The sequence below is a fragment of the Flavobacterium sp. IC2-16 genome (genome assembly GCF_055521455.1).
Window position 1 is genome coordinate 2299244 of record NZ_CM145480.1, and the last position, 20821, is coordinate 2320064.

Annotated in this window: 22 protein-coding genes; 6 read left to right on the plus strand and 16 right to left on the minus strand. The window is 33.5% G+C overall.

All coding sequences use genetic code 11. The annotated features are described in order from the left end of the window. Window position 1 precedes the first annotated feature (1 nt). The 3 genes from ACZ1JT_RS10575 to ACZ1JT_RS10585 form a co-directional block, all read right to left on the minus strand. On the minus strand, window positions 2-286 hold the full coding sequence (locus tag ACZ1JT_RS10575) for a hypothetical protein (protein ID WP_465093791.1): 285 nt from the start codon (window positions 284-286) through the stop codon (window positions 2-4). A 26-nt stretch (window positions 287-312) separates the two neighbouring features. Then, window positions 313-975, minus strand: coding sequence for a response regulator (locus ACZ1JT_RS10580; protein ID WP_465093792.1), 663 nt, complete (start codon window positions 973-975; stop codon window positions 313-315). 163 nt (window positions 976-1138) lie between these two features. Continuing rightward, window positions 1139-1549 carry a DUF4293 domain-containing protein gene (locus tag ACZ1JT_RS10585; protein WP_465093793.1) on the minus strand — a complete coding sequence of 137 codons (411 nt, stop codon included), beginning with the start codon at window positions 1547-1549 and terminating at the stop codon, window positions 1139-1141. A 196-nt stretch (window positions 1550-1745) separates the two neighbouring features. Here ACZ1JT_RS10585 and rho point away from each other — a divergent pair, with 196 nt between their 5' ends. After that, on the plus strand, window positions 1746-3428 hold the full coding sequence (gene rho, locus ACZ1JT_RS10590; RefSeq protein ID WP_465093794.1) for a transcription termination factor Rho: 1683 nt from the start codon (window positions 1746-1748) through the stop codon (window positions 3426-3428). A 69-nt stretch (window positions 3429-3497) separates the two neighbouring features. Here the strand turns inward: rho and ACZ1JT_RS10595 are convergent, their stop codons facing one another. From ACZ1JT_RS10595 to ACZ1JT_RS10605, 3 genes are read right to left on the minus strand one after another with little or no spacing between them, the layout of a single operon-like run. Further along, entirely contained in the window at window positions 3498-4607 is a 1110-nt protein-coding gene (locus tag ACZ1JT_RS10595) for an endonuclease (protein ID WP_465093795.1), read from the minus strand. A 14-nt stretch (window positions 4608-4621) separates the two neighbouring features. After that, window positions 4622-5836 (minus strand): RsmB/NOP family class I SAM-dependent RNA methyltransferase, encoded by a 1215-nt coding sequence (locus ACZ1JT_RS10600; protein ID WP_465093796.1) that lies wholly within the window; start codon window positions 5834-5836, stop codon window positions 4622-4624. A gap of 45 nt (window positions 5837-5881) precedes the next feature. Then, on the minus strand, window positions 5882-6757 hold the full coding sequence (locus tag ACZ1JT_RS10605; protein ID WP_465093797.1) for an AraC family transcriptional regulator: 876 nt from the start codon (window positions 6755-6757) through the stop codon (window positions 5882-5884). A gap of 99 nt (window positions 6758-6856) precedes the next feature. On the opposite strand from ACZ1JT_RS10605, the gene ACZ1JT_RS10610 reads away from it, so the two are divergent. Both ACZ1JT_RS10610 and ACZ1JT_RS10615 read left to right on the plus strand, forming a co-directional pair. Beyond that, entirely contained in the window at window positions 6857-7216 is a 360-nt protein-coding gene (locus tag ACZ1JT_RS10610) for a DUF983 domain-containing protein (protein WP_465093798.1), read from the plus strand. 37 nt (window positions 7217-7253) lie between these two features. After that, the gene (locus ACZ1JT_RS10615) at window positions 7254-8348 is read left to right on the plus strand and encodes a WD40/YVTN/BNR-like repeat-containing protein (RefSeq protein ID WP_465093799.1); all 1095 of its coding nucleotides are present in this window, start codon (window positions 7254-7256) and stop codon (window positions 8346-8348) included. A 26-nt stretch (window positions 8349-8374) separates the two neighbouring features. Here ACZ1JT_RS10615 and ACZ1JT_RS10620 read toward each other — a convergent pair whose 3' ends face one another. From ACZ1JT_RS10620 to ACZ1JT_RS10630, 3 genes are read right to left on the minus strand one after another with little or no spacing between them, the layout of a single operon-like run. Continuing rightward, window positions 8375-8821, minus strand: coding sequence for a hypothetical protein (locus tag ACZ1JT_RS10620; protein ID WP_465093800.1), 447 nt, complete (start codon window positions 8819-8821; stop codon window positions 8375-8377). A gap of 1 nt (window position 8822) precedes the next feature. Next, complete coding sequence (locus tag ACZ1JT_RS10625) at window positions 8823-9209, minus strand: hypothetical protein (protein WP_465093801.1); 387 nt, start codon at window positions 9207-9209, stop codon at window positions 8823-8825. A gap of 30 nt (window positions 9210-9239) precedes the next feature. After that, entirely contained in the window at window positions 9240-9782 is a 543-nt protein-coding gene (locus ACZ1JT_RS10630) for an RNA polymerase sigma factor (protein WP_465093802.1), read from the minus strand. A 243-nt stretch (window positions 9783-10025) separates the two neighbouring features. On the opposite strand from ACZ1JT_RS10630, the gene ACZ1JT_RS10635 reads away from it, so the two are divergent. Together ACZ1JT_RS10635 and ACZ1JT_RS10640 are read left to right on the plus strand one after the other, a co-directional pair. Further along, window positions 10026-10691, plus strand: a complete 666-nt coding sequence (locus tag ACZ1JT_RS10635) for an HAD family hydrolase (protein WP_465093803.1) — start codon at window positions 10026-10028, stop codon at window positions 10689-10691. A 20-nt stretch (window positions 10692-10711) separates the two neighbouring features. Continuing rightward, the gene (locus ACZ1JT_RS10640) at window positions 10712-11458 is read left to right on the plus strand and encodes a DUF3667 domain-containing protein (protein ID WP_465093804.1); all 747 of its coding nucleotides are present in this window, start codon (window positions 10712-10714) and stop codon (window positions 11456-11458) included. Here ACZ1JT_RS10640 and ACZ1JT_RS10645 read toward each other — a convergent pair. Both ACZ1JT_RS10645 and ACZ1JT_RS10650 read right to left on the minus strand, forming a co-directional pair. Next, window positions 11455-12744, minus strand: a complete 1290-nt coding sequence (locus ACZ1JT_RS10645; protein WP_465093805.1) for a cryptochrome/photolyase family protein — start codon at window positions 12742-12744, stop codon at window positions 11455-11457. The two genes, ACZ1JT_RS10640 and ACZ1JT_RS10645, sit on opposite strands and share 4 nt — an antisense overlap. A gap of 6 nt (window positions 12745-12750) precedes the next feature. Further along, window positions 12751-13209, minus strand: a complete 459-nt coding sequence (locus ACZ1JT_RS10650; RefSeq protein ID WP_465093806.1) for an SRPBCC family protein — start codon at window positions 13207-13209, stop codon at window positions 12751-12753. A gap of 136 nt (window positions 13210-13345) precedes the next feature. Here ACZ1JT_RS10650 and ACZ1JT_RS10655 point away from each other — a divergent pair, with 136 nt between their 5' ends. Continuing rightward, window positions 13346-14191: a DUF2911 domain-containing protein gene (locus ACZ1JT_RS10655; protein ID WP_465093807.1), complete on the plus strand. Its 846-nt coding sequence runs from the start codon at window positions 13346-13348 to the stop codon at window positions 14189-14191. Between the two features lie 45 nt (window positions 14192-14236). Here ACZ1JT_RS10655 and ACZ1JT_RS10660 read toward each other — a convergent pair whose 3' ends face one another. The 5 genes from ACZ1JT_RS10660 to ACZ1JT_RS10680 all read right to left on the minus strand — a co-directional run bounded on the left by ACZ1JT_RS10660 (window position 14237) and on the right by ACZ1JT_RS10680 (window position 20816). After that, window positions 14237-15922 (minus strand): sodium:solute symporter family protein, encoded by a 1686-nt coding sequence (locus tag ACZ1JT_RS10660; RefSeq protein ID WP_465093808.1) that lies wholly within the window; start codon window positions 15920-15922, stop codon window positions 14237-14239. A gap of 114 nt (window positions 15923-16036) precedes the next feature. Further along, window positions 16037-18526 (minus strand): PIG-L family deacetylase, encoded by a 2490-nt coding sequence (locus ACZ1JT_RS10665; protein WP_465093809.1) that lies wholly within the window; start codon window positions 18524-18526, stop codon window positions 16037-16039. Window positions 18527-18627: 101 nt separating this feature from the next. Beyond that, entirely contained in the window at window positions 18628-19215 is a 588-nt protein-coding gene (locus tag ACZ1JT_RS10670; protein WP_465093810.1) for a hypothetical protein, read from the minus strand. An 88-nt stretch (window positions 19216-19303) separates the two neighbouring features. Continuing rightward, window positions 19304-19900 (minus strand): Maf-like protein, encoded by a 597-nt coding sequence (locus tag ACZ1JT_RS10675; protein ID WP_465093811.1) that lies wholly within the window; start codon window positions 19898-19900, stop codon window positions 19304-19306. Next, window positions 19893-20816, minus strand: a complete 924-nt coding sequence (locus tag ACZ1JT_RS10680) for a geranylgeranylglycerol-phosphate geranylgeranyltransferase (RefSeq protein ID WP_465093812.1) — start codon at window positions 20814-20816, stop codon at window positions 19893-19895. Before ACZ1JT_RS10680 ends, ACZ1JT_RS10675 begins: the two co-directional genes overlap by 8 nt. Window positions 20817-20821 lie beyond the last annotated feature (5 nt).

Here is a 20821-nt window from a genome sequence, read left to right on the forward strand (position 1 = left end):
ATTACTCGTAAATTTTTATAATTGGTTTTTTATTAGATGTACCATTTAACTTTTGATCAAAAGTTAGGTCTAATACACCGTCGTCTGAGCTAAAATTATAGGACTGCATTTCGAAGGTTGTAGAGGGTATCGTTTGCCCCGAATTTAGTTGGATGGTAACAGTGTAATTTTTTTTCACAGCATCATAATGAGTAGTATAATTACAATTGTCTGGAATCTCAAAATTAAATTCAAATTCACCATCTAAATAATTGGTTTGAAAACCATAATTTCTGATTAATGCCATATTTTTTTTGTTTTTGAGGTTAATTGTTATTTGATAAGATTGTGCTTGTAAGCAAATTTTACAAGCCCTATTGTGGTTTTTACATTTAGTTTTTTTATCAAGTTTTTTCTGTGAGTTTCAACGGTATTGGAACTGATGTACAATGCTTCACTTATTTCTTTGCCGCTGTACTCTAATGAAATAAGTTTTAAAATTTCAAGCTCTCTGTCTGTAATGTTTTGGAGGATTTCTTCTTCATTTATAGTTTCCGTTTCGTTTCCTTTTCCTGCAAAAGATAAGAATATTTTTTCACGAACCGATTTAGAATAGTATTCCTCACCGTTATATACTGAAGTAATGGCTTCGGTAAGATGTTCACCCGCAGATTGTTTGGTTAAGTAACCTTTAGCGCCAAGTTGTAGTACTTCTTTAATAAGTTTAATGTCATCAAAGCTTGAAAACACAATAACATCACACGGATACCCTTTTTGTTTAAACTCTCGTAAAACATCTAAGCCGTCTATTTCGGGCATATTAATGTCCATGATAAGTACATCTGTTTTTTTGGATAGTACTTTTTCATATAAGTTTTCACCGGAAAGTGAAAATCCAACTACTTCAAATGCTTTATTCGATTTTAAAACAGCAATTAGGCCATCAATAAGTACTTGATGGTCGTCTGCAAGGTATATGCGTATTTTTTCTGTCATTGGTGGAATCTCAGTTATCCAAATATATGACAAAAAATAAGACTTTAGCTCACCATATTTAGTGATTTTGTATCACTAAATTTAGTGATATTGCAAGAAACAAAAAATCCGAATCGGTTATGATTCGGATTTTTTTTCGCACTAATAAACTAAGATGATAGGTTTATCGTAATCGGTCAACAGATTTTACAAGATCTTCGTCCTTCTTGATGGCTTTATTGGCAAGAACCAACAAAACGATAGAAACAATAGGAAGAAACATCCCAATACCCTTCTCCGAAACTTGCGTTTCTCCGGATAAATTTAGCGATCGATACACAAAAAATCCTAGTAATATAACGTTTAATATTATGTTCAGTCTGTTCATCACAAACTGATTTTGTCTTTTTTTGTATCCTAAAATGCTTACCAAAGCTAAGGTTGTACTTAAACCAAACAATACTGAAAAGATCATTTGTTTCATGAAAAAGAAATCGTTTCCTTCCGCATCTTTCCATAAAGGAAAAACAAACGGTAAAATCCCTGAGCAAACAAAAACAAGGAAAAGATAAACGGTTTGAATTCTTTGAATCATTGGTAAAACTTATTCTTAAGATTTGGACAAAAATAGCGTCTTTTTCATAAAAAAGCTATTGTTTTTTAAATTAAATTCGTACTATTGCATAGTAAAATCGTAAGTACTTCATTCTACGATTGTTTCAAGTCAAAAAAAAAATCACTACAATTTTTAGAACTACCCAATTACGTTAATTAAACTACAAAGAACATACATGTTTGATATTGATGTGTTAAAAGAAATGAAGCTACCTGAGCTTCAAGAAATTGCAAAAGTTGCTAAAATCAATAAATACCGAAATCTTAAAAAAGAAGAGCTTATTTATCAGATTTTAGATCTTCAAGCTGCAGATCCGGCTATAATCGAACCTGTGAAACCTAGCAAGGAATCTAAAGACGATAAGCCGAAAAGAGCTCGTATTGCTCCAAAAGCTGAAGCTAAAGAACAATCGGAAGCACCAAGTGTTCCACAAAATACAGAGAAAGCTACTTTTGAGCCTAAAGAAACTACTGAAAAAGAAGCAAAAAAGGAGCCGTTCAATAAAAAGAAAGAATTTCAGCCTAAGCAAAAATTCAACAAAGAGAATAGCCAAAATTTTCAAGCAAAACCTCAAAATCAAGGGAAGTTGCCTTTAGAAAATACTGAAGAAGCAGTTGTTGAAAAAACTCAGGCCGCTGCACCAGTACAAAACCAGCCGCAGCAAGCTAATCCAAATCCAAATCAAAACCAGAATCCAAATCAAAAGCATAAAAAACAAAATTTCAGAGAACCGGATTACGAGTTTGATGGAATTATTGAAAGTGAAGGTGTTTTAGAAATGATGCCAGATGGATATGGTTTTTTGCGTTCATCAGATTATAATTATTTGGCTTCACCGGATGATATTTATTTGTCACAATCTCAAATTCGTTTATTCGGATTGAAAACGGGTGATACTGTAAAAGGCGTGGTTCGACCTCCTAAAGAAGGAGAGAAGTATTTTCCTTTGGTTAAAGTTTTGAAAATTAATGGTCATGACCCGCAAGTGGTTCGCGACCGAATTTCTTTTGAACATTTAACCCCATTATTCCCAGAAGAAAAATTCAATTTAGCAGAACGTCAAAGTTCTATATCTACACGAATTATCGATTTGTTTTCGCCAATTGGAAAAGGACAAAGAGGTATGATTGTAGCACAACCTAAAACCGGTAAAACTATGTTACTTAAGGATATTGCCAATTCAATTGCGGCAAACCATCCTGAAGTGTATTTAATTGTTTTATTGATTGATGAGCGTCCGGAAGAGGTAACCGATATGCAACGTAGTGTGCGTGGAGAGGTTATTGCTTCTACTTTTGATGAACCGGCAGAACGTCATGTGAAAGTGGCTAACATTGTATTAGAAAAAGCAAAGCGCCTAGTTGAATGTGGTCACGATGTGGTTATTCTATTAGATTCTATTACGCGTTTAGCTAGAGCATACAATACGGTTCAGCCAGCTTCTGGTAAAGTATTGAGTGGAGGTGTGGATGCCAATGCGCTTCAAAAACCAAAACGTTTTTTTGGTGCGGCTCGTAATATCGAAAATGGTGGTTCGTTAAGTATTATTGCTACAGCACTTACGGAAACGGGCTCTAAAATGGATGAGGTTATCTTTGAAGAATTTAAAGGTACGGGCAACATGGAGTTGCAGTTGGATCGACGTATTGCTAATCGACGTATTTTCCCTGCTATCGATTTAACGTCATCGAGTACGCGAAGAGATGATTTATTATTAGATGAAAAAACCATTCAACGTATGTGGATTATGCGTAAGTATTTGGCAGATATGAATCCGGTTGAAGCTATGGAATTTATTAATGATCGTTTTAAGAAAACTAGAAATAATGAAGAGTTTTTAATCTCTATGAATGATTAATACTTCGTTGATATAAAATAAAAAATCCACCTTTATGGTGGATTTTTTATTTGTTTGCATTGGTGAAATTTAATTCACTAATACTTTCTTGGTGGTTGTTTGGTTATCCGAAGATAATTTTACGAAATAAAATCCTTGTGGTAAGTTTTCTAAAGTGTATTCATTTTGAATTCGTACCGGATTTTTAATCTCTTTAATAATTTGTCCGTTAATATTGATAAGCTGAATATCGTCTAATTCTACTTTAGAAGTAATGTTGATTCTGCTGTTTAAACTTGGGTTTGGATAAACAGAAACATTATTTAAAGCGTTAAACGAATCAGTTTGTAAAGTTGGACCCCAAATTACAGCAACCCATTCTGGGTGATCTATATAAGGATTTCTATTGTTTTGACGAGCATAAATCGCATTGTTTCTGTCAATTTCTCTTTGACTAACTGGATCAAGAATATGCCATTGTTTTAAAATTTCTAAATGGGTATTTGTGAAAACTTGATCACTCGTGCCATTAAACATTGGAAAGGACCAGCCAGCAACCTGGTCTTCGTAGCGCGTTGCAAAGTATAAAATCATACGAGCAATATCTCCTTTAAATTCATCAATTGGCTCAAAGATAGTTCCTGTATAACCTGCAGAGTACCCTGAATTTAGATTTGGACCTTTTCTTGAACCATTTGAGTAAGTATTTGTTGGAGCACTAGTTCTACCAAACGGGAAGTCACCACGTTGTGCATTTACGTATTTGTCTGATGGTACAACAAAGTGAGCATCAGAATACATTGGGGTAGCCGAACTAAAAACGGATTGTGGTATGATATGTTCACGGTTGTATTTTTGGCATTCAGCAGTACCACCAGTTCCATCATCCTGATTAACACCATAAGTAAATTCACATTCCGATCCAGTTGGATTTTCGGTATACATATCTAATAATGTTCCATCATTTTCATAGTAAAAATCCTTGTCTGATGTTAGATATGTAGTATATAAACCAGAATATCCGTTATCACCAGCTAAATGTTCGGAAGGTATTCCGTCATTTACATTGTCAATGATTTTTTTCAACTGCGTTTTCAAGGTATATCCTGTACCAGTTGCCGTATTATAATATCCAGTTGGAATTTGAGCAAAGCCGACAACAAAGCTCAATATTGAAAATATTGTGTAAAGTTTTTTCATTTTTTAATTTGGGTTTAAGGTTTTCGTTCTAACAAGGCCATATAGAAACCGTCAAATCCGGATTCTGAAGCCAATACTTTCTCGTCTCTGACAAAGTTAAAGTTTTTTCCGCTTTCTGTGCTTAAGAATTTCTTAATTTGTTCCTGATTTTCAGATGGTAACACTGAACAGGTTGCATATACAAGTTTTCCGCCAGGTTTTACAATTTTAGAATAACTTTCTAAAACCTCCGCTTGTACTTTTTTAATATTATCGATGAACTCTGGTTGTAATTTCCATTTGCTGTCTGGATTACGTTTTAAAACACCTAAACCACTACATGGAGCATCAATTAAAACACGATCTGCTTTTTCGTGTAATTTTTTGATTGTTTTTGTGCTTTCTATTACGCGTGGTTCGATGTTAAACGCACCATTTCGTTTTGCTCGGAGTTTTAATTGCTTTAGTTTACTTTCGTATAAATCCATAGCAATTAATTGTCCTTTGTTTTCCATTAAAGAAGCAATATGCAAGGTTTTACCACCCGCACCGGCACAAGTATCTACAACACGCATACCTGGCTTAACATCTAAAAATCGCGCAACCAATTGCGAAGATGCATCTTGTACTTCAAAGTAGCCTTCTTTAAAAGCATCAGTTAAAAATACATTGGCACGCTCTTTTAAAATTAACGCATCAGGATAATTAGTATGGAATTCGGTTTCAATATTCAAATCCATTAAAATGGAACGTAATTTTTCTTTTGTGATTTTTAAAGTATTCACCCGTAAAATTACTTTTGCTTGTTCGTTTTGTGCTGCAATTTCTTTATTCCAAAGCTCTTCACCTAATTCCTGAATCCCAAGCTCATCCATCCAATCCGGGATAGATTCTCTGAATTTTCTAATTTTAGATAATTCATCAAAACGGCCTTTAATTTTACGAACCGGCGTAGATTCAAAATATTTCCAATCGGGTAAGATATAGCCACGTAAAACGGCCCAAACGGCAAACATACGCCAAATGTTATCACGGTCATAAGGTTCCTTAACTTCTGCAATTTCGGCATATAGGCGTTTCCAACGAACAATTTCGTATATGGTTTCAGCAACAAACTTACGGTCATGGCTTCCCCAGCGTTTGTCTTTTTTTAGTGCCAAAGCAACAACTTTGTCGGCATATTGTCCTTCATTGAATATCGCCATAAGCGAATCAATAACGGTAAAAACTAAATTTCTGTGTAATCGCATTGTATAAAAATAAGCTTGCAAAGATAGTGAATTATTTGCAAAACTTTATTTATAGCGTTTTATAAAATCGGACGGTGTTTCACCCGTTTTTTTCTTGAAAATCCTTGAAAAATAAGCGTAATCAAAGTATCCTAAGTCAGTTGCAATCTCATTAAAATTTAACTTCCGATTTATTAATTCTCTTTTGGCTTCGAGAAAAACACGTTCTAAAATCAAATCTGTAGTGGTTTTTGCTACCATGTTTTGGGTTATTCTGTTAAGATGTTTGGTAGAAATATTTAACCAATTGGCATATTTTGAAGCCGATTTTTCAGTTTTATAATGGGCATCTATTAATGTTTCTAATTTTTGGAAAGTCGTTGAATAGGAGTTTGGCGTGATTATTTCCGAATCTTTCTTTTCAATATATAAGCGTGTACTTTCAATGTAAATTAAATCTACAAGAGATATTATTTTTTGCGTTTTAAAAAATGTATCTAATTGATTTTCAATATAAATCTGTTGGAATGCTTTTTTAAATTCTGTTGACTGTTCCTTTTTTAAATATAGAACCGATTCATTTTGTAAACTGTAAAAAAATGGGAAGTTAGTTAGTCGGTTTTTTGTATAGTGAATATCGTAGAAAGACTGGGTATGAAAAAAAATGTACCCTTTAATGTCTTCAGATAAATTCCAATGATGCATTTGTCCGGGATTTAAGAAAAAAAGTGTTCCGGGTTGAATATTGTATTTGATAAAATCAATTTCATGAACTCCGCTACCATGAGTAAAAAGTACTGTTAGGTAAAAATTGTGCTTATGAGGTTTGTGAATGTTTTTATGTGCTGTAATAATGTGGTTTTCAATTGTATTGGTGTAAAAGTCTTTTTTCTGTTTCACCGAATCAAATTGTTGAATGTCTAAAACTTTGAGGTTTTTCATAAGGAGAAAATTCAATAATGTCTTAAAAGTACAAATTTTAGCGTGAATTGTAAATGTAAACTTTAAGAAAAACTCATGAAATTTGTATAAAAATAAGTTATGTCAGTATTATTTAATATTCTTACGGAAAAATGTCCAAAATGTGAACAAGGAAAAGTGTTTGCAGAAAAAGGAAATATATTTTTATTACGAATGCCAAAAATGCATTCAAATTGTGCACATTGCAACCATAAATTTGAAAAAGAACCTGGGTATTTTTTTGGTTCCATGTTTGTAAGTTATGGTGTGGCTGTTTTAGAAATGGTTGTTTTTTTTCTGATTGCCAATCAGTTTATAGAAAGTTATTTAACCATTGTAATTTTAATCGCTTTTCTATCCATTATGCTCAGTACATTTAATTTTAGGTTTTCCAGAATGATTTGGATTTACATGCTGGATGGTAAAGAAAAAAAAATATAAACTCAATTTAGTATCTTGCTATTCTAAATTCATTAGAATGAGAGTAGCCATTGTATTACTATGGGTTGGTTTGTTTTTGTCTTGTAGCCGAATGCCTTTTTTTCATAAAGATACTTCGCACGAGGTTGTCGTGGAAAAAGTAATTGATAGTTCGGCTCCCAGTTTTTCAACTATTGAAATAGATACGCTATTGATTGATAATTTGAGTATTCGTGCTTTAGTTGTTGATACTAATAAGGTTTGGTATGCAGCGAGTAATGGACGTTATGGTAATATTGAATTCATCACTAAAAAGCACTTTTTTGGAAGTATTGTAAAAGATTCATTGCGTCCTGAATTTAGAAGTATGGCCAAGACCAGTACGAATGTTTTTTTGCTTTCGGTCGGTAATCCAGGCTTGCTATATCGTGTTCCAAACAATGAAGAAGAAGCTGAACTTGTGTATCAGGAAAGAGGGGATATGGTTTTTTACGACGCCATTCAGTTTTGGAATAATAATGAAGGTATTGCCGTTGGTGATCCTACCGAAGATTGCTTTTCTTTATTGATTACTAGAGATGGTGGCAAAACATGGAAAAAAACGTCTTGCAACCAATTGCCTAAATTGGCTAGCGGTGAAGCTTTTTTTGCAGCCAGTAACACCAATATTGTAATTAAAGATGATAAAACCTGGATTGTGTCTGGTGGTAAACGTTCCCGCGTTTTTTATTCGGCCGACAAAGGGATTTCTTGGGAAATTATTGAAATACCAATCATTCAAGGAAGCGCTATGACGGGTGTTTTTTCAGCAGATTTTTATAATGACACAATTGGGTTTGCAACGGGTGGTGATTATGAAAAGCCTCAGCAAAATTTCGGAAATAAAATATTAACTGTAGATGGTGGTAAAACTTGGAATAGAATTGCTGAAAATGAAGGCTTTGGTTATGGTTCTTGTGTGCAGTTTATACCTGGAAGCCATGGAAAAGAATTAATTACGGTTGGGGCATCTGGAATTTATTATTCTTACGATCAAGGAAAAAAATGGAAAAAAATTGCAGACTATACCGATTTGTTTACCATCCGATTTGTTAATGCTAAAACCGCAATCGCAGCTGGGAATAAAAAAATAATACGTATTCGTTTTAAATAAAAAAGGAGCAAAATTTGCTCCTTTTTTTATCCTCGTGGTCCTCTTTTGTTTCTCATTTGTTCTAATAACTTTTGCTTGAATTCAATTTCCAATTGTTTCAGCATTAGTATCTTCTGATTTGGAATAACACCTTGCAAATCTTTAACCAGCTGACGGTGGTTGTTTTGCATTTCGGTTTCCAATTGATCATCTTCTTCCATTAATTTCAATGTTTCTTTGTCGGATAACGTTGAAGCATTTTCTGGACGAAGTTTATGCATCAATTGTCTTTTTTGTTTGTGTAACTCAAATTGACGCGCTTCAAATTGGTTGAAAATAGGCCAAAATTTTTGAGCTTCTTCCGGCGATAAATCTAATCGGTCCGAAATAAAAGCTACTTTTAAGGCTTTAATGCGTTCTACGCGTTTTTCAACTTCTTGCCCAAATGTTACCACAGAAAACAGTACTATCAGTAGTGTAATTAATCGTTTCATTTTAGTTCAAATATTCGTTAATATAGGTTTCCGACTCGTTGTTGTCGTATAAATTCAATTCTTTTTCTAATACCGCCACGTCTTCATCCGATAAATAAGTTGCAATATCTTCGGTTGTTATATCTTTTTGATAACTCAAATAATCGCCAGACGATAAATTGGTTTCAGTTGTATTTTGATTAGTAACAAACCAGATGCCTAGCGATACCACAACAACGGCTGCAATACTGGATATCCAAACGTATTTGCGTTGCCATAACGAAATAACTTTAGGTTCTTCCTGTGGTAATTGTTGTAGTAGCCTTTCTTCAAAATTCTCAAAATAATTTTCTGGAACTTTAAATCCGGTTTCTATTTTTGAATCGGTATGTAAATCAAACTTTTTCATGTTTATTTGACAAATTTAAGTCCTAAAGGTTTAATTGCTATTTAAAAATTCTTCAATTTTTTTTACGGCATGAAAATAAGAAGCTTTTAATCCACCTACGGAGGTTTCTAATATTTCCGATATTTCTTCATATTTCATTTCTTCAAAATACTTCATTTTAAATACCAATTGCTGTTTTTCTGGCAGCAATGAAACTGCCTTTTGTAGTTTTAGTTGTATTTCATCGCCATCGTAATCTACATCGGCTTGAAGATTGTTAATCATTTTTTCTTGTACTTCTTCACTAGAAATCCCTTGTTTTTTTGCCCGCTGATTAATAAAAGTTATGGCTTCATTGGTTGCAATGCGATAGATCCAGGAAAATAGTTTGCTCTCACCTTTAAAATTCTTTAAATTCTGGAATACTTTCACAAAAGTATTTTGAAGCACATCATCGGTATCATCATGGTTTAGCACAATGTTTCGGATATGATTGTATAGCGGACGTTGATATTCACGTACTAATTTTCGAAACGCTTCATTTTGCGTTTTCGGATTTAATAATTCGGCTATAAATGCTTTTTCGTCCTGCAAGGGTTTCGCTTTGTAGATATGACTAAAGATAATAGAAAAGGTTTAATGGAGTTATAAGTCATGAGTTATAAATTTTGAGTTAAAGAGTAGGAGCGAATAGTTGTTTTGTATTTGTAATCGTAATTCCTGCTGTTCGCTATACAAGGTGCCGCTTCCATCAGGGCTGAAATGGAAACGAATTACCTATTTGCAGAGAGAAAAAAAGAAGCATCTTTGTAACTTTGCAACTTAGCACTCAAAAAAATGATTAAAACTGTAATTTTCGATATGGATGGTGTAATTGTAGATACCGAACCGGTTCACAAATATGCATACGACCAACATTTTAACGAATTAGGGATTGAAGTTTCCGAAAAATTATATGCTTCATTTACCGGAAATTCTACCAGAAATGTTTTCCAGAAAATAAAAGATACTTTTGGTCTTCAGCATGATGTAGAAGATTTAATTCTTCGTAAGCGACATTTATTTAATGAAGCATTTGACACCAAACCCGATTTAGAATTAATTTCTGGAGTAGAATCGTTAATCAAAAATCTTCATGCTAACGGAATTCAACTCATTTTGGCTTCGTCGGCATCAAATAGTACTATTAATCGCGTTTTTACTCGTTTCAATTTATATCCTTATTTTACGCATACTGTAAGTGGTGAAGATTTCCCTAAATCGAAACCCGATCCAGCTATTTTTTTGCATGCAGCATCGTTATCACTAGCTCCTAAAGAGCATTGCATTGTTATAGAAGATAGTACTAACGGAATTAAAGCGGCTAATGCAGCAGAAATATTTTGTGTTGGTTATCATAGCGACAATTCTAAACATCAGGACTTATCACTGGCCAATTATGTAATCCACGATTTCAATGAAATTGATTTCGAAACCATTTTAAACATCAAGAAAAAAGCATAACTTAGTGAAAACTAAGTTTTATGGCGGATACAATTCATTGTCTTAATTGCGATTCGGAAGTAAACTCAACGTATTGTGGTAATTGTGGTCAAAAAGCATCTACACATAGGTTTTCACTTTCTGAGATGGTAATTTCTGATTTTATGCATGGTATTTTTCATTTGGAAAAAGGCTTTTTTTACACTTTAAAGGAATTACTTATTCGTCCGGGTCATAGTATCAGAGATTATATCAACGGTAAAAGAGCGAAACATTTTAGTTATTTCAGTTTGTTGATTATTTTGGTTACGCTGTCTTTCTTTGTGAGTAAATTGGCAGCAATTAATATTGCCGAAATTTATCGTAAAAATGGGCAAGGGGTTTTCTCAGAAATCCAAAATTTTCAAAGCCAATATCCTAGAGGTTATCTGTTGGTTTCTATCCCAATTTATTCAATTTTTAGTTTTCTGTTTTATAGAAAAAGTAAATTGAATTTCGCTGAAAACATGGTACTCAATTGTTATAGAACTTCTGCGGAGTATTTGCTAACAATCATTTTTTTAGTGTCTTGTATTTTTATCAAAGATATAGACTTAATAAGTGTACTGTATGCTTTTCTACAGCTACTGTTTTTGATTTATATGATAGTGTTTTATTATCAGTTTTTCTCTTTTTATTATAGCGTAAAGAGTCTGTTGTTTTTAAAAACAGTATTGGTTTCGGTATTAATTTCGGTATTGAGCACGGTTATAATTATTTTCTTTATTGGTGTTTACTCGTCAAACTAATTATTCAAAGCCGATTTATATGTTGACAAACATTTTTCTCGTGCTTTTTTATGATCAACAATAGGTTTTGGATAGTGCAATGTCTCCAATTCCGGAACCCATTTTTTTATGTATAGTAATTTACTATCAAATTTTTTTATTTGTTCTGTTGGATTGAAAATACGAAAATAAGGTGCCGCATCAACACCGCTTCCTGCAGCCCATTGCCAGTTTCCTACATTACTTGATTGCTCGTAATCCAACAGTTTTTGAGCAAAATAGGTTTCGCCCCAACGCCAGTCGATTAGTAAATGTTTACACAGAAAACTAGCAACAATCATTCGTACACGATTATGCATGTGGCCAGTGGTGTTTAGTTCACGCATGCCAGCATCTACAAAGGGATAACCGGTTTCTCCCATACACCATTTTTGAAACAATTTTTCGTTATTGCTCCATTGGATTGCATCGTATTTTTCTTTGAAACTTCTAGTTACCGTATGGGGATAATGCCATAAAATTTGCATGAAAAATTCTCTCCAAATCAGCTCATTTAAAAAGGTTTCATTTTTCGATACGAGAACTTTGTTGACAATCTGACGAATAGAAATCGTACCGAATCGTAAATAAACACTCAACATTGATGTTCCTTCAATTTCTGGAAAATTTCTAGTGTTTTCATAGTTATCTATTAATGCTCCATCCAGATTGAAAGGTTTTGGGCTAATAGTCGATTTTATGAAACCTATATCACTTAAATTCAAAAAAGGATATGCATGTGAAACTATGTTTTGGAGTAAATTTTCTGAAGGATAATGCGGTAATTTTAGTTGATGGATTTTCTCTTTCCATTTTTTGGAATAAGGAGTAAATATAACATAGGGTGTTTCGTCAGTTTTGACGATTTCACTTTTTTCAAAAATCACCTGGTCTTTACAGGTTTTAAACGCAATATTATTTTCTTTTAGAAGTTGATAAATGAGTTTGTCTCTTTTTCGGGCATTAGGTTCGTAATCATGATTGGTATAAACCGTTGTGATTTGATTTTCAACTAGTAGTTTCTTGAAAATTTCTTCGGGTGTTCCATAAAATACAGCTAGTTTTTTACCGGCAATTTCTAATTGTGATTGTATTTTAACGAGCTGTTCGTAAATGAAAGTAACGCGAGCATCATCTTTGTCTAATTGCGAAAGAATTGTAGTATCGAAAATAAATATTGGTAAAACAGCATTGCCTTCATTTAATGCATGAAAAAGTGCGGTGTTATCTTCCAATCGTAAATCACGTCGAAACCAAAAAATTGTCATAAATAGTTATTTTAATTCTCCGAATAATTGCGTTAATTTTTCTCTTCTAAACTTAAAAATTTCGTCCAGTTTTGGCTTAACGAGCAAGGGATGAAAAAGATTGCCTATAAATCCAAAAGGTAATTTATAATGCACAATATCCTCAACTTCAACGCCACCATCAATGCTCTTGAAAAAATGTTTATGATGCCAAAAGGCATAAGGACCAAAACGCTGTTCATCAACAAAATACCTATTTTCAACAACATGAGTTATTTCTGTTACCCATTCCATTTCAATTCCTTTGAAAGGTGAAATTTTGTAATGAATAATTTGCCCCGGAAACATTTCTTTATCATCACCCGAAAGGGTTTTAAAATTCATAGAATCGGGAGTGATTTCATTTAAATTTTTCGGATTGGAAAAAAATGCCCACGCCTGTTCAATCGAAATTGGTAATTTTTGTGTTGTATGAATTGTTCGCATTCTTTTTCTGTAAAATTACTGATTGTTTCACTTCTTTGAAAAAAAACTAATTTATAATGGCTATTTATACTATTCTTAACATTTGTTAGGTTTAATTTTTGTTATTTTCGTTTCAATTAATCAAATTACAAAAGTTATGAAAAAAATAATGCTTACTGCTTTTTTTGTTTTAGGAACATTAATGACGCAGGCGCAGGTGAAAACCCCACAAGCTAGTCCGAGTTCTAAATTTGATCAAACAGTTGGTTTGACGAATGTTGAGATAGAGTATTCCAGACCAAGTATTAAAGGAAGAACAGTATTTGGAGAATTGGTTCCTTACGGAAAGTTATGGAGAACTGGAGCTAATGAAAATACAACGGTTAACTTTAGTGATGATGTTGTTATTGATGGCAAAACTCTTAAAAAAGGAAAATACGCATTATATACGCTTCCAAAAGCAGACAATTGGGAAGTGATTTTCTACAGTAGTACAGACAATTGGGGATTACCCGAAAAATGGGAAGAAAGCAATGTTGCTTTACGAACTGTAGTTAAACCAGAAACAAGTTCAAGAAAAATCGAAACGTTTACGATAGACATTAACAATATTGAAAACAATTTCGCAGTATTGGAGCTTTTATGGGAAAAAACAGTTGTAGCTGTTAAATTTGAAGTACCTACTGATCGCGTTGCTACAAAAAGTATCGAAAAAGTGTTAGCAGGGCCTTCTTCAAACGATTACTTTTCTTCGGCTCAATATTTTTACCAATCGAATGGTGATATGAGTAAAGCTTTAGTTTGGGTGAATAAAGCGATTGAAATGGAAAAAGAAACGCCGTTTTGGTATTTGCGTTTGAAATCGTTAATCCAAGCTAAAAAAGGAGATAAAGCAGGTGCTATTGAATCGGCTAAGTTATCATTGGCTGGTGCAGAAAAAGCAAACAATCAGGATTATGTGAAAATGAATAAAGATTCTATATCAGAATGGTCTAGAAAATAATAATTCAAAATCTATAAAATAGTAAGGGTAATCGGAAGGTTACCCTTATTTTTTTATTTGTGTGAATAAATATTGAAACAATACAGACAGTAAACAAGTGAGAACAGCGCCAATAAAATTCAGCCATAAAAAGCTCACAACATCTAAATAATAGATATAAAAGATGGCTAACTGACTAATAATTGCGGCTATAAAGACGGCTTTTGCTTTCACATATTTGATATAAAAAGCGACTAAAAATATACCCAGAACAGTTCCGTAAAAAATAGAACCAATAATATTTACCAATTGGATTAAATTTTCGAATAAAGTTCCAATACAGGCAAAACCAATTGCAATTATTCCCCAAAATAGTGTGAACAAACGTGTTGCCGAAACAAAGTGTTTGTCTGATTTTTCATCCTTGATGTTTCGCTTATAAATATCTATAGCCGTAGTGGAGGCTAGTGCACTTAGTCCCGATGCCGATGAAGACATAGCAGCTGAAAAGATTACAGCTAATAATAATCCGATTAGTCCTGTTGGAAGAAAGTTAAGGATGAAATAAAGGAAAACATAATCCTTATCATTGGTTTCAGTTTTTTTATCGGCTTTATAAATAATGTCTTTGGCACGTTCCCGTAAATCTTTTTCTTTACCGGAAAGTGAAACCATTTTTTGCTGTAGAATAGGGTTGTCAAAATCTTGGTTTAATTGACCAACATACAACATACTGATTTCCTTTTTCTCTTTTTGAACCAATTCTAATTCTTGTTCAAGTTTCTCATAGTCTGCTTTGTAAACAGAGTTTTTTACCAATTTATCATTGGTTGGATTAAAATGGATGGGAGATGAATGAAATTGAAAAAACACAAAAACCATTACTCCAGTGAGTAGAATAAAGAATTGCATCGGAACTTTTAAAATTCCGTTCATGATTAAGCCCATCTGACTTTCCCGAATGGATTTTCCGGTTAAATAACGCCCAACCTGCGATTGATCCGTTCCAAAATAAGAAAGTGATAAAAAGAAACCACCGGTAATTCCACTCCAAAATGTATATCGCGTTTCTGGATCAAAAGAAAAATCAACAATATTCATTTTATCGTTTGCGCCGGCTATTCCTAAGGCATTTCCAAAACTTAGACCATCAGGCAAGTAGCTTAAAATCAGAAAAAAAGTAATGAACATTCCGGTCATTATCACAAACATTTGCTGCTTTTGTGTAACATTAACCGCTTTAGTACCACCAGAAAAAGTGTAAATGATAACTAGAATTCCAATGATTATGTTCATGAACGTTAAATTCCATCCTAATAGAGCAGATAAAATAATTGCTGGGGCATATATGGTTAAACCGGTTCCTAAACCACGTTGTACCAAAAATAACATAGCAGCTAGCGATCTGGTTTTTACATCAAAACGTTGTTCTAGAAATTCGTAGGCTGTAAATACTTTGAGTTTATGATATAATGGGATGAAGGTTATACAAATAACAACCATGGCTATAGGCAGACCAAAGTAAAATTGTACAAATCCCATACCGTCATGATAGGCTTGACCTGGAGTAGATAAAAAAGTAATAGCACTTGCCTGAGTAGCCATTACAGAAAGACCCACTGTCCACCAAGGAGTTTCATTGTTAGCAAGGATAAATTCTTCTACGTTTTTACTTCCTTTGGTTTTCCAAACTCCGTAAAAAACGATGAAGAGTAGCGTTACAGATAGTACAATCCAGTCGATTAGTTGCATGGCTTAAGCAAAAATTTCCATTAAAAAATAAAAAATCAATATGTAAAAAGCATTAAGCAATAATACTGCAGTATAACTTTTTTTCCATTTAACATCTTTTGTTTCCATACTGATTTATTTTCCAATTGCAATCATGTTTGCCATAAGGCGGTATGCTCCAGGAACACCTTCGGGTAATTCTCTGAAAAAACTCAAGCATGTATAAATATAATAACCTTTTCCGTATTTGGCTACTAAAATGCCACTATCTTTTGCCGTTTCGTTAGTATCGTTAGAAGAAATAACCGGTGTAAATTCTTTAGCCCATTTATCTGGATAATATAATCCACGTTCCTGAATCCAGCATTCAAAGTCTTTTTCCGAAATTTGATTTGGCGATGTTAAAATAGGATGCTTCTTAGAAATAAATGAAATAGAAGCATCTTCTTCGGTAACACGATCGCGTGAAAGTTGTATTTCGAAAGGCGCTAATTCTTTTGTGATTAAATTCTGATTGGTATTGTATTGTACAATTAGATTTCCACCATTTTTAACATAATCGAAAAGAATGTTTTGTTTGAATTTCAATAAATCTAGGGTGTTGTATGCTCTAATTCCTGTAATAATAGCGTCAAATTTAGAGATGGTCTCAGGATTTATTTTTTCAATAGGCAATAAAGTTACCTGATAGCCCATTTGTCTTAAACTTTCTGGCACCATGTCTCCAGCTCCCATAATATAGCCAATATTTTTTCCTTTTATAGCCAAATCAACTTTGTTAAAACGAGCTTCCGAAGGCAATAAAACTTTTTGAACCGGTATGTGGTCGTAATCAATAGTAATGAGTTTTTTATCGTATTTAATATTATCTATAATAGCAAAACTTTTTCCAATTGCTTCCGTAGCGTAGGGTGGAGGTGTGACTTCAAACTGTACATTTGCTTCGCTACCTTTTTTAGTTAAGTTAAAAGGTTGTGATTTTGGAAAAATAACCCAGTCTGCGGGTAAATCCAAAACAACTTTTCCTTCACAATTATCGCCACCCGCAGCTACTTTTACAGTAATAACTTGCTTTGATTTGTTTGGAAATAAATGAACTTTATTAACTATTTCTGTGGTTACTTTGGGTAATATATCGAAAGGTTGATACACTTCGCCTTTAGCAGGATTGTTAAACTTATAACTAATTTCTCTGGTGATTTGGAATGGCGTTTCACAAATTTGTAACTTCCAAGTTAACTGAGGTCGTTGCGATTCCGGATTTCCTATTTCAGCTTTTGATTTTACGGTATATAAGCCTAAAGTTCCTTTTTCATTTAACCAATATGGCGATGTAAAAGATGTATTGCTTGGAATAGTAATTTCCTGTTCTGTTTTATACGGACGATCTTGTTCCAGGTGAATTTCTTCTGGCAATATATTGTTTTCTTGGAATGAAATAGCCTTTAGTGCAATATCGAAATTGCTTCGGTTTGTTGCTTCAATTTTTAGATTTACGTGGCCTCCTGGGTTTGTGTTTTGCTCGGATGTTACAGCTTCAAAATACAGTCCGGCACATCCTACAATAATATTTTCAATTTGTTCTTTTTTGATGTCTTTCCAGTGATCGTCATCCAATTTACATATTAAACTATATGCATGTAATAATTTTGGTAGATGTGAGGATGGATTATTAAAATTGAAATTGGTTTGAATTTCAGTCAGTATCTTTCCAATTTCTTCTCCACCACGAACGCGTGTCCAAGTTGTGTTAATACCTTCAAAAATATTGAATTTATTTTGTGGTAGTTCACCTTTTAAAAATTCTAGGTATTCGGTTTCTTCACCTCTAGTTCCAGTTGTACCAAAACCTTGGCATTTATGCTGACTTCTGCTTAAAGCTGCAATTTCACCATTGCTTTTTCCTCGCAAAACATAATACACCCCGGTATTAATAGTAAAGAGATCGGTTTTGTTTGCTTTTTTGAAGTTTTCTTCGCTGCCATAGAACCACCAAGATGTGTTGAAAAACAATCTTTTAGGTTGAAATGTTGATGCTGATTTGAGCTGTTCTGGAAATGCATTACTGTCGTTTGCTAATGAAAAAGCTTCATAACTAGCCATTGCCGAAGCAGTATGGTGGCCGTGTGTTGTACCTGGAGTTCGATGGTCGAAACGGTTAATAATAATATCGGGTTGAAATTTCCGTATGGCTAAAACTACATCGCTTAGAATTTCAGGTTTGTTCCAAATCGCGAAGGTTTCCTCAGGATTTTTTGAAAAACCAAAATCATTCGCGCGACTAAAAAATTGTTCTCCACCATCAATTCTTCTTGCAGCTAATAATTCTTGTGTTCTTAAAACGCCCAATTGCTCACTCATTTCGTTTCCGATGAGGTTTTGCCCTCCGTCACCTCGTGTCAATGAAAGGTAAGCTGTACGAGCATTTTGATGGTTAGCAAAATAGGTAATTAGTTTGGTGTTTTCATCATCGGGATGTGCTGCTATATATAAAACAGAACCAAAGAAATTTAATTTTTCCAGTTGATCATAAATTTCTGAAGGTGTGAATTTTTGATTTTGCTGAGAAAAACAGTTTGAAAACAGTATAAAAGTAAATAGTAATGTAGTGTAAAACTTGTTCATTGTGTTATTTTGCGAATAGTTCAAATATAAGCATTTCGTATATTTTTGAAACAGAAAAAGCAAAGACATTTGTCTTTGCTTTTTGTTAAAAAACGGTTTTGTTATCCTCGTTTTCCGTTTCCTCTTCCGTTTCCGTGTTTTGGCTCATGCCCTTTGCCATTTCCATTACCACGGTTGCCTCGGAATTCTGATCTGTAGTCGTTATTACCGTTTTCTCTTCTGTAACCATTTTGGTTACCTTCTCTTCCTCGGTAGTTTCCTTGGTTACCTTCTCTATAATATCCGCCTCTAGGGCCGCTATTTACTACTGCTGGACGAACTCCAATACTATGTTGTGCTGGACCTCTATAACCTGGGTGATATTTTACTTTGTGTTGTTTGTAGTAGATATAAGGGTTTGGTCCGTAATCGTTCAAACAAACTTTATAAGCATCCCACAAATCATAATGTCTGTATCGTCTTGGTAAATATGTTGTTCTAACCCAACCACCATTGTGGAAATAAATAAACATTGAGGTTGGAATATCATAATATACTTCAATATCAGGTAAATAGTAATAACGTACTTCTGTATAACCCGATGGTCCCCATGCCGGAGGTGTTCCTATGTTTACATTCACATTTACTTGTGCTTGTGAATTGAATGTCATTAAAAATAATCCGACTAAAAATAATTGAATTGTTCTCATGGCTTTATAATTTTATTAAACATTACTATCGATTTCTGATTGATTAAAACCAAGTATCGTGCCAAACTCTATTTTTTGATTGGGATATTTATTTAGATTGTAATGCGAACGCTAGTAAATGCGGATAAAGTTTGTCTACGGGAAGTCCTACCACATTTGCGTATGAACCATCAATTCGTGCTATTGCAACAAGACCAATCCACTCTTGAATACCATAAGAACCAGCTTTGTCAAAAGGTTTGTAATGCTCTAAATAATAAGTAATGGCTTCATCGGAAATGGGGTTGAAAGTAACTTTTGTTTTTTCGAAGAATACATCGGTCTTGTATTTTGTTTTAATACAAACGGAAGTGATTACTTCGTGCGTTTTTCCGGATAATGATTGAAGCATTTTAAAAGCATCTTGGTAGTCTTTTGGCTTTCCCAGCGCTTGTCCTTCATGCCAAACAATAGTGTCGCTTGTAATAAGTATATCTTTTTCAGTGATATCATCTGCAAAAGCATCAGCCTTTAATTCGGCTAGGTAATTTGTAATCGCTTCGGCTTTTAACTCGGGTGAAAATATTTCTTCAACTTCTTTTAGACGAATTTCGAAATCCAAATCTAATTCGCGTAAAAATTGTTGACGTCTAGGTGAACCCGAAGCCAGTATGATTGTATACTCTTTTAATTTTTCTTTAAGCATTGAGTTTCATATTTATGGTAATTACAATGATAGAAAGAATACCAAATAAAAGAACGAATTTTAAAACTGTACTTAGATGGGCAAAATCTTTTTTGGTTTTTGCTGTCCAAATTTTAATGAGAAAATAGAGTAGTGGAGCCAATACAAATAATAGCATATAGTATAAAACCCAACTTAACTCTAAAAGATTATTGTTAATATAGGTAACTAATAAAACTATTGGTACAAATGTTAATCCGAATACCACTTTTGCGGTACGTTCTTTTCCTAGAACAATAGGAAGTGTGCTCATTCCAGAATTATAATCGCCGTCTATATCTTCTATATCTTTAACAATTTCACGGATAAAATTGATGATAAAAGCAAAAATGGCATAATCCATAAGAATACTGAAAATTACCGCCATTTGAGGTCTGTTTGCGGCATCAGTGGCTGGAAAAATATCGAATACCCCAACGATAACCACACTGAAACCTAATAATAGCGCAACAATAATATTTCCAATGAGTAAGCTTTGTTTTAAACTGTTTGCGTACATGTATAAGGTTCCTGCAATCGCAATAAAAATTGCTGAAAACATAGGCCTTTGAATAACATTAGACAAGTAAAAGCCAATACCAACGCCAATTATATTTAAAGCGATATAGAGGTTGTAGGCATTCGTTTCAGAAATGTACTTGCCTACAATTACGTTTTCCGGTTTAGAAACTTCGTCGGTTTCTTGATCAATGATGTTATTAATTACATAACCACCTGCTGCAATAGAAACAGTAGATAAAACCAATAATATAAATTGCCAATCGGATAGCGCAAATAACAAATCGCCTTGATTTTTAAAGAAGACAAAATGAAAAACCAGCTGCATTAAAGCCAGCATTAATAAATTTTGGAATCGAATTAGTTTTAAAATTTTCATGGTTA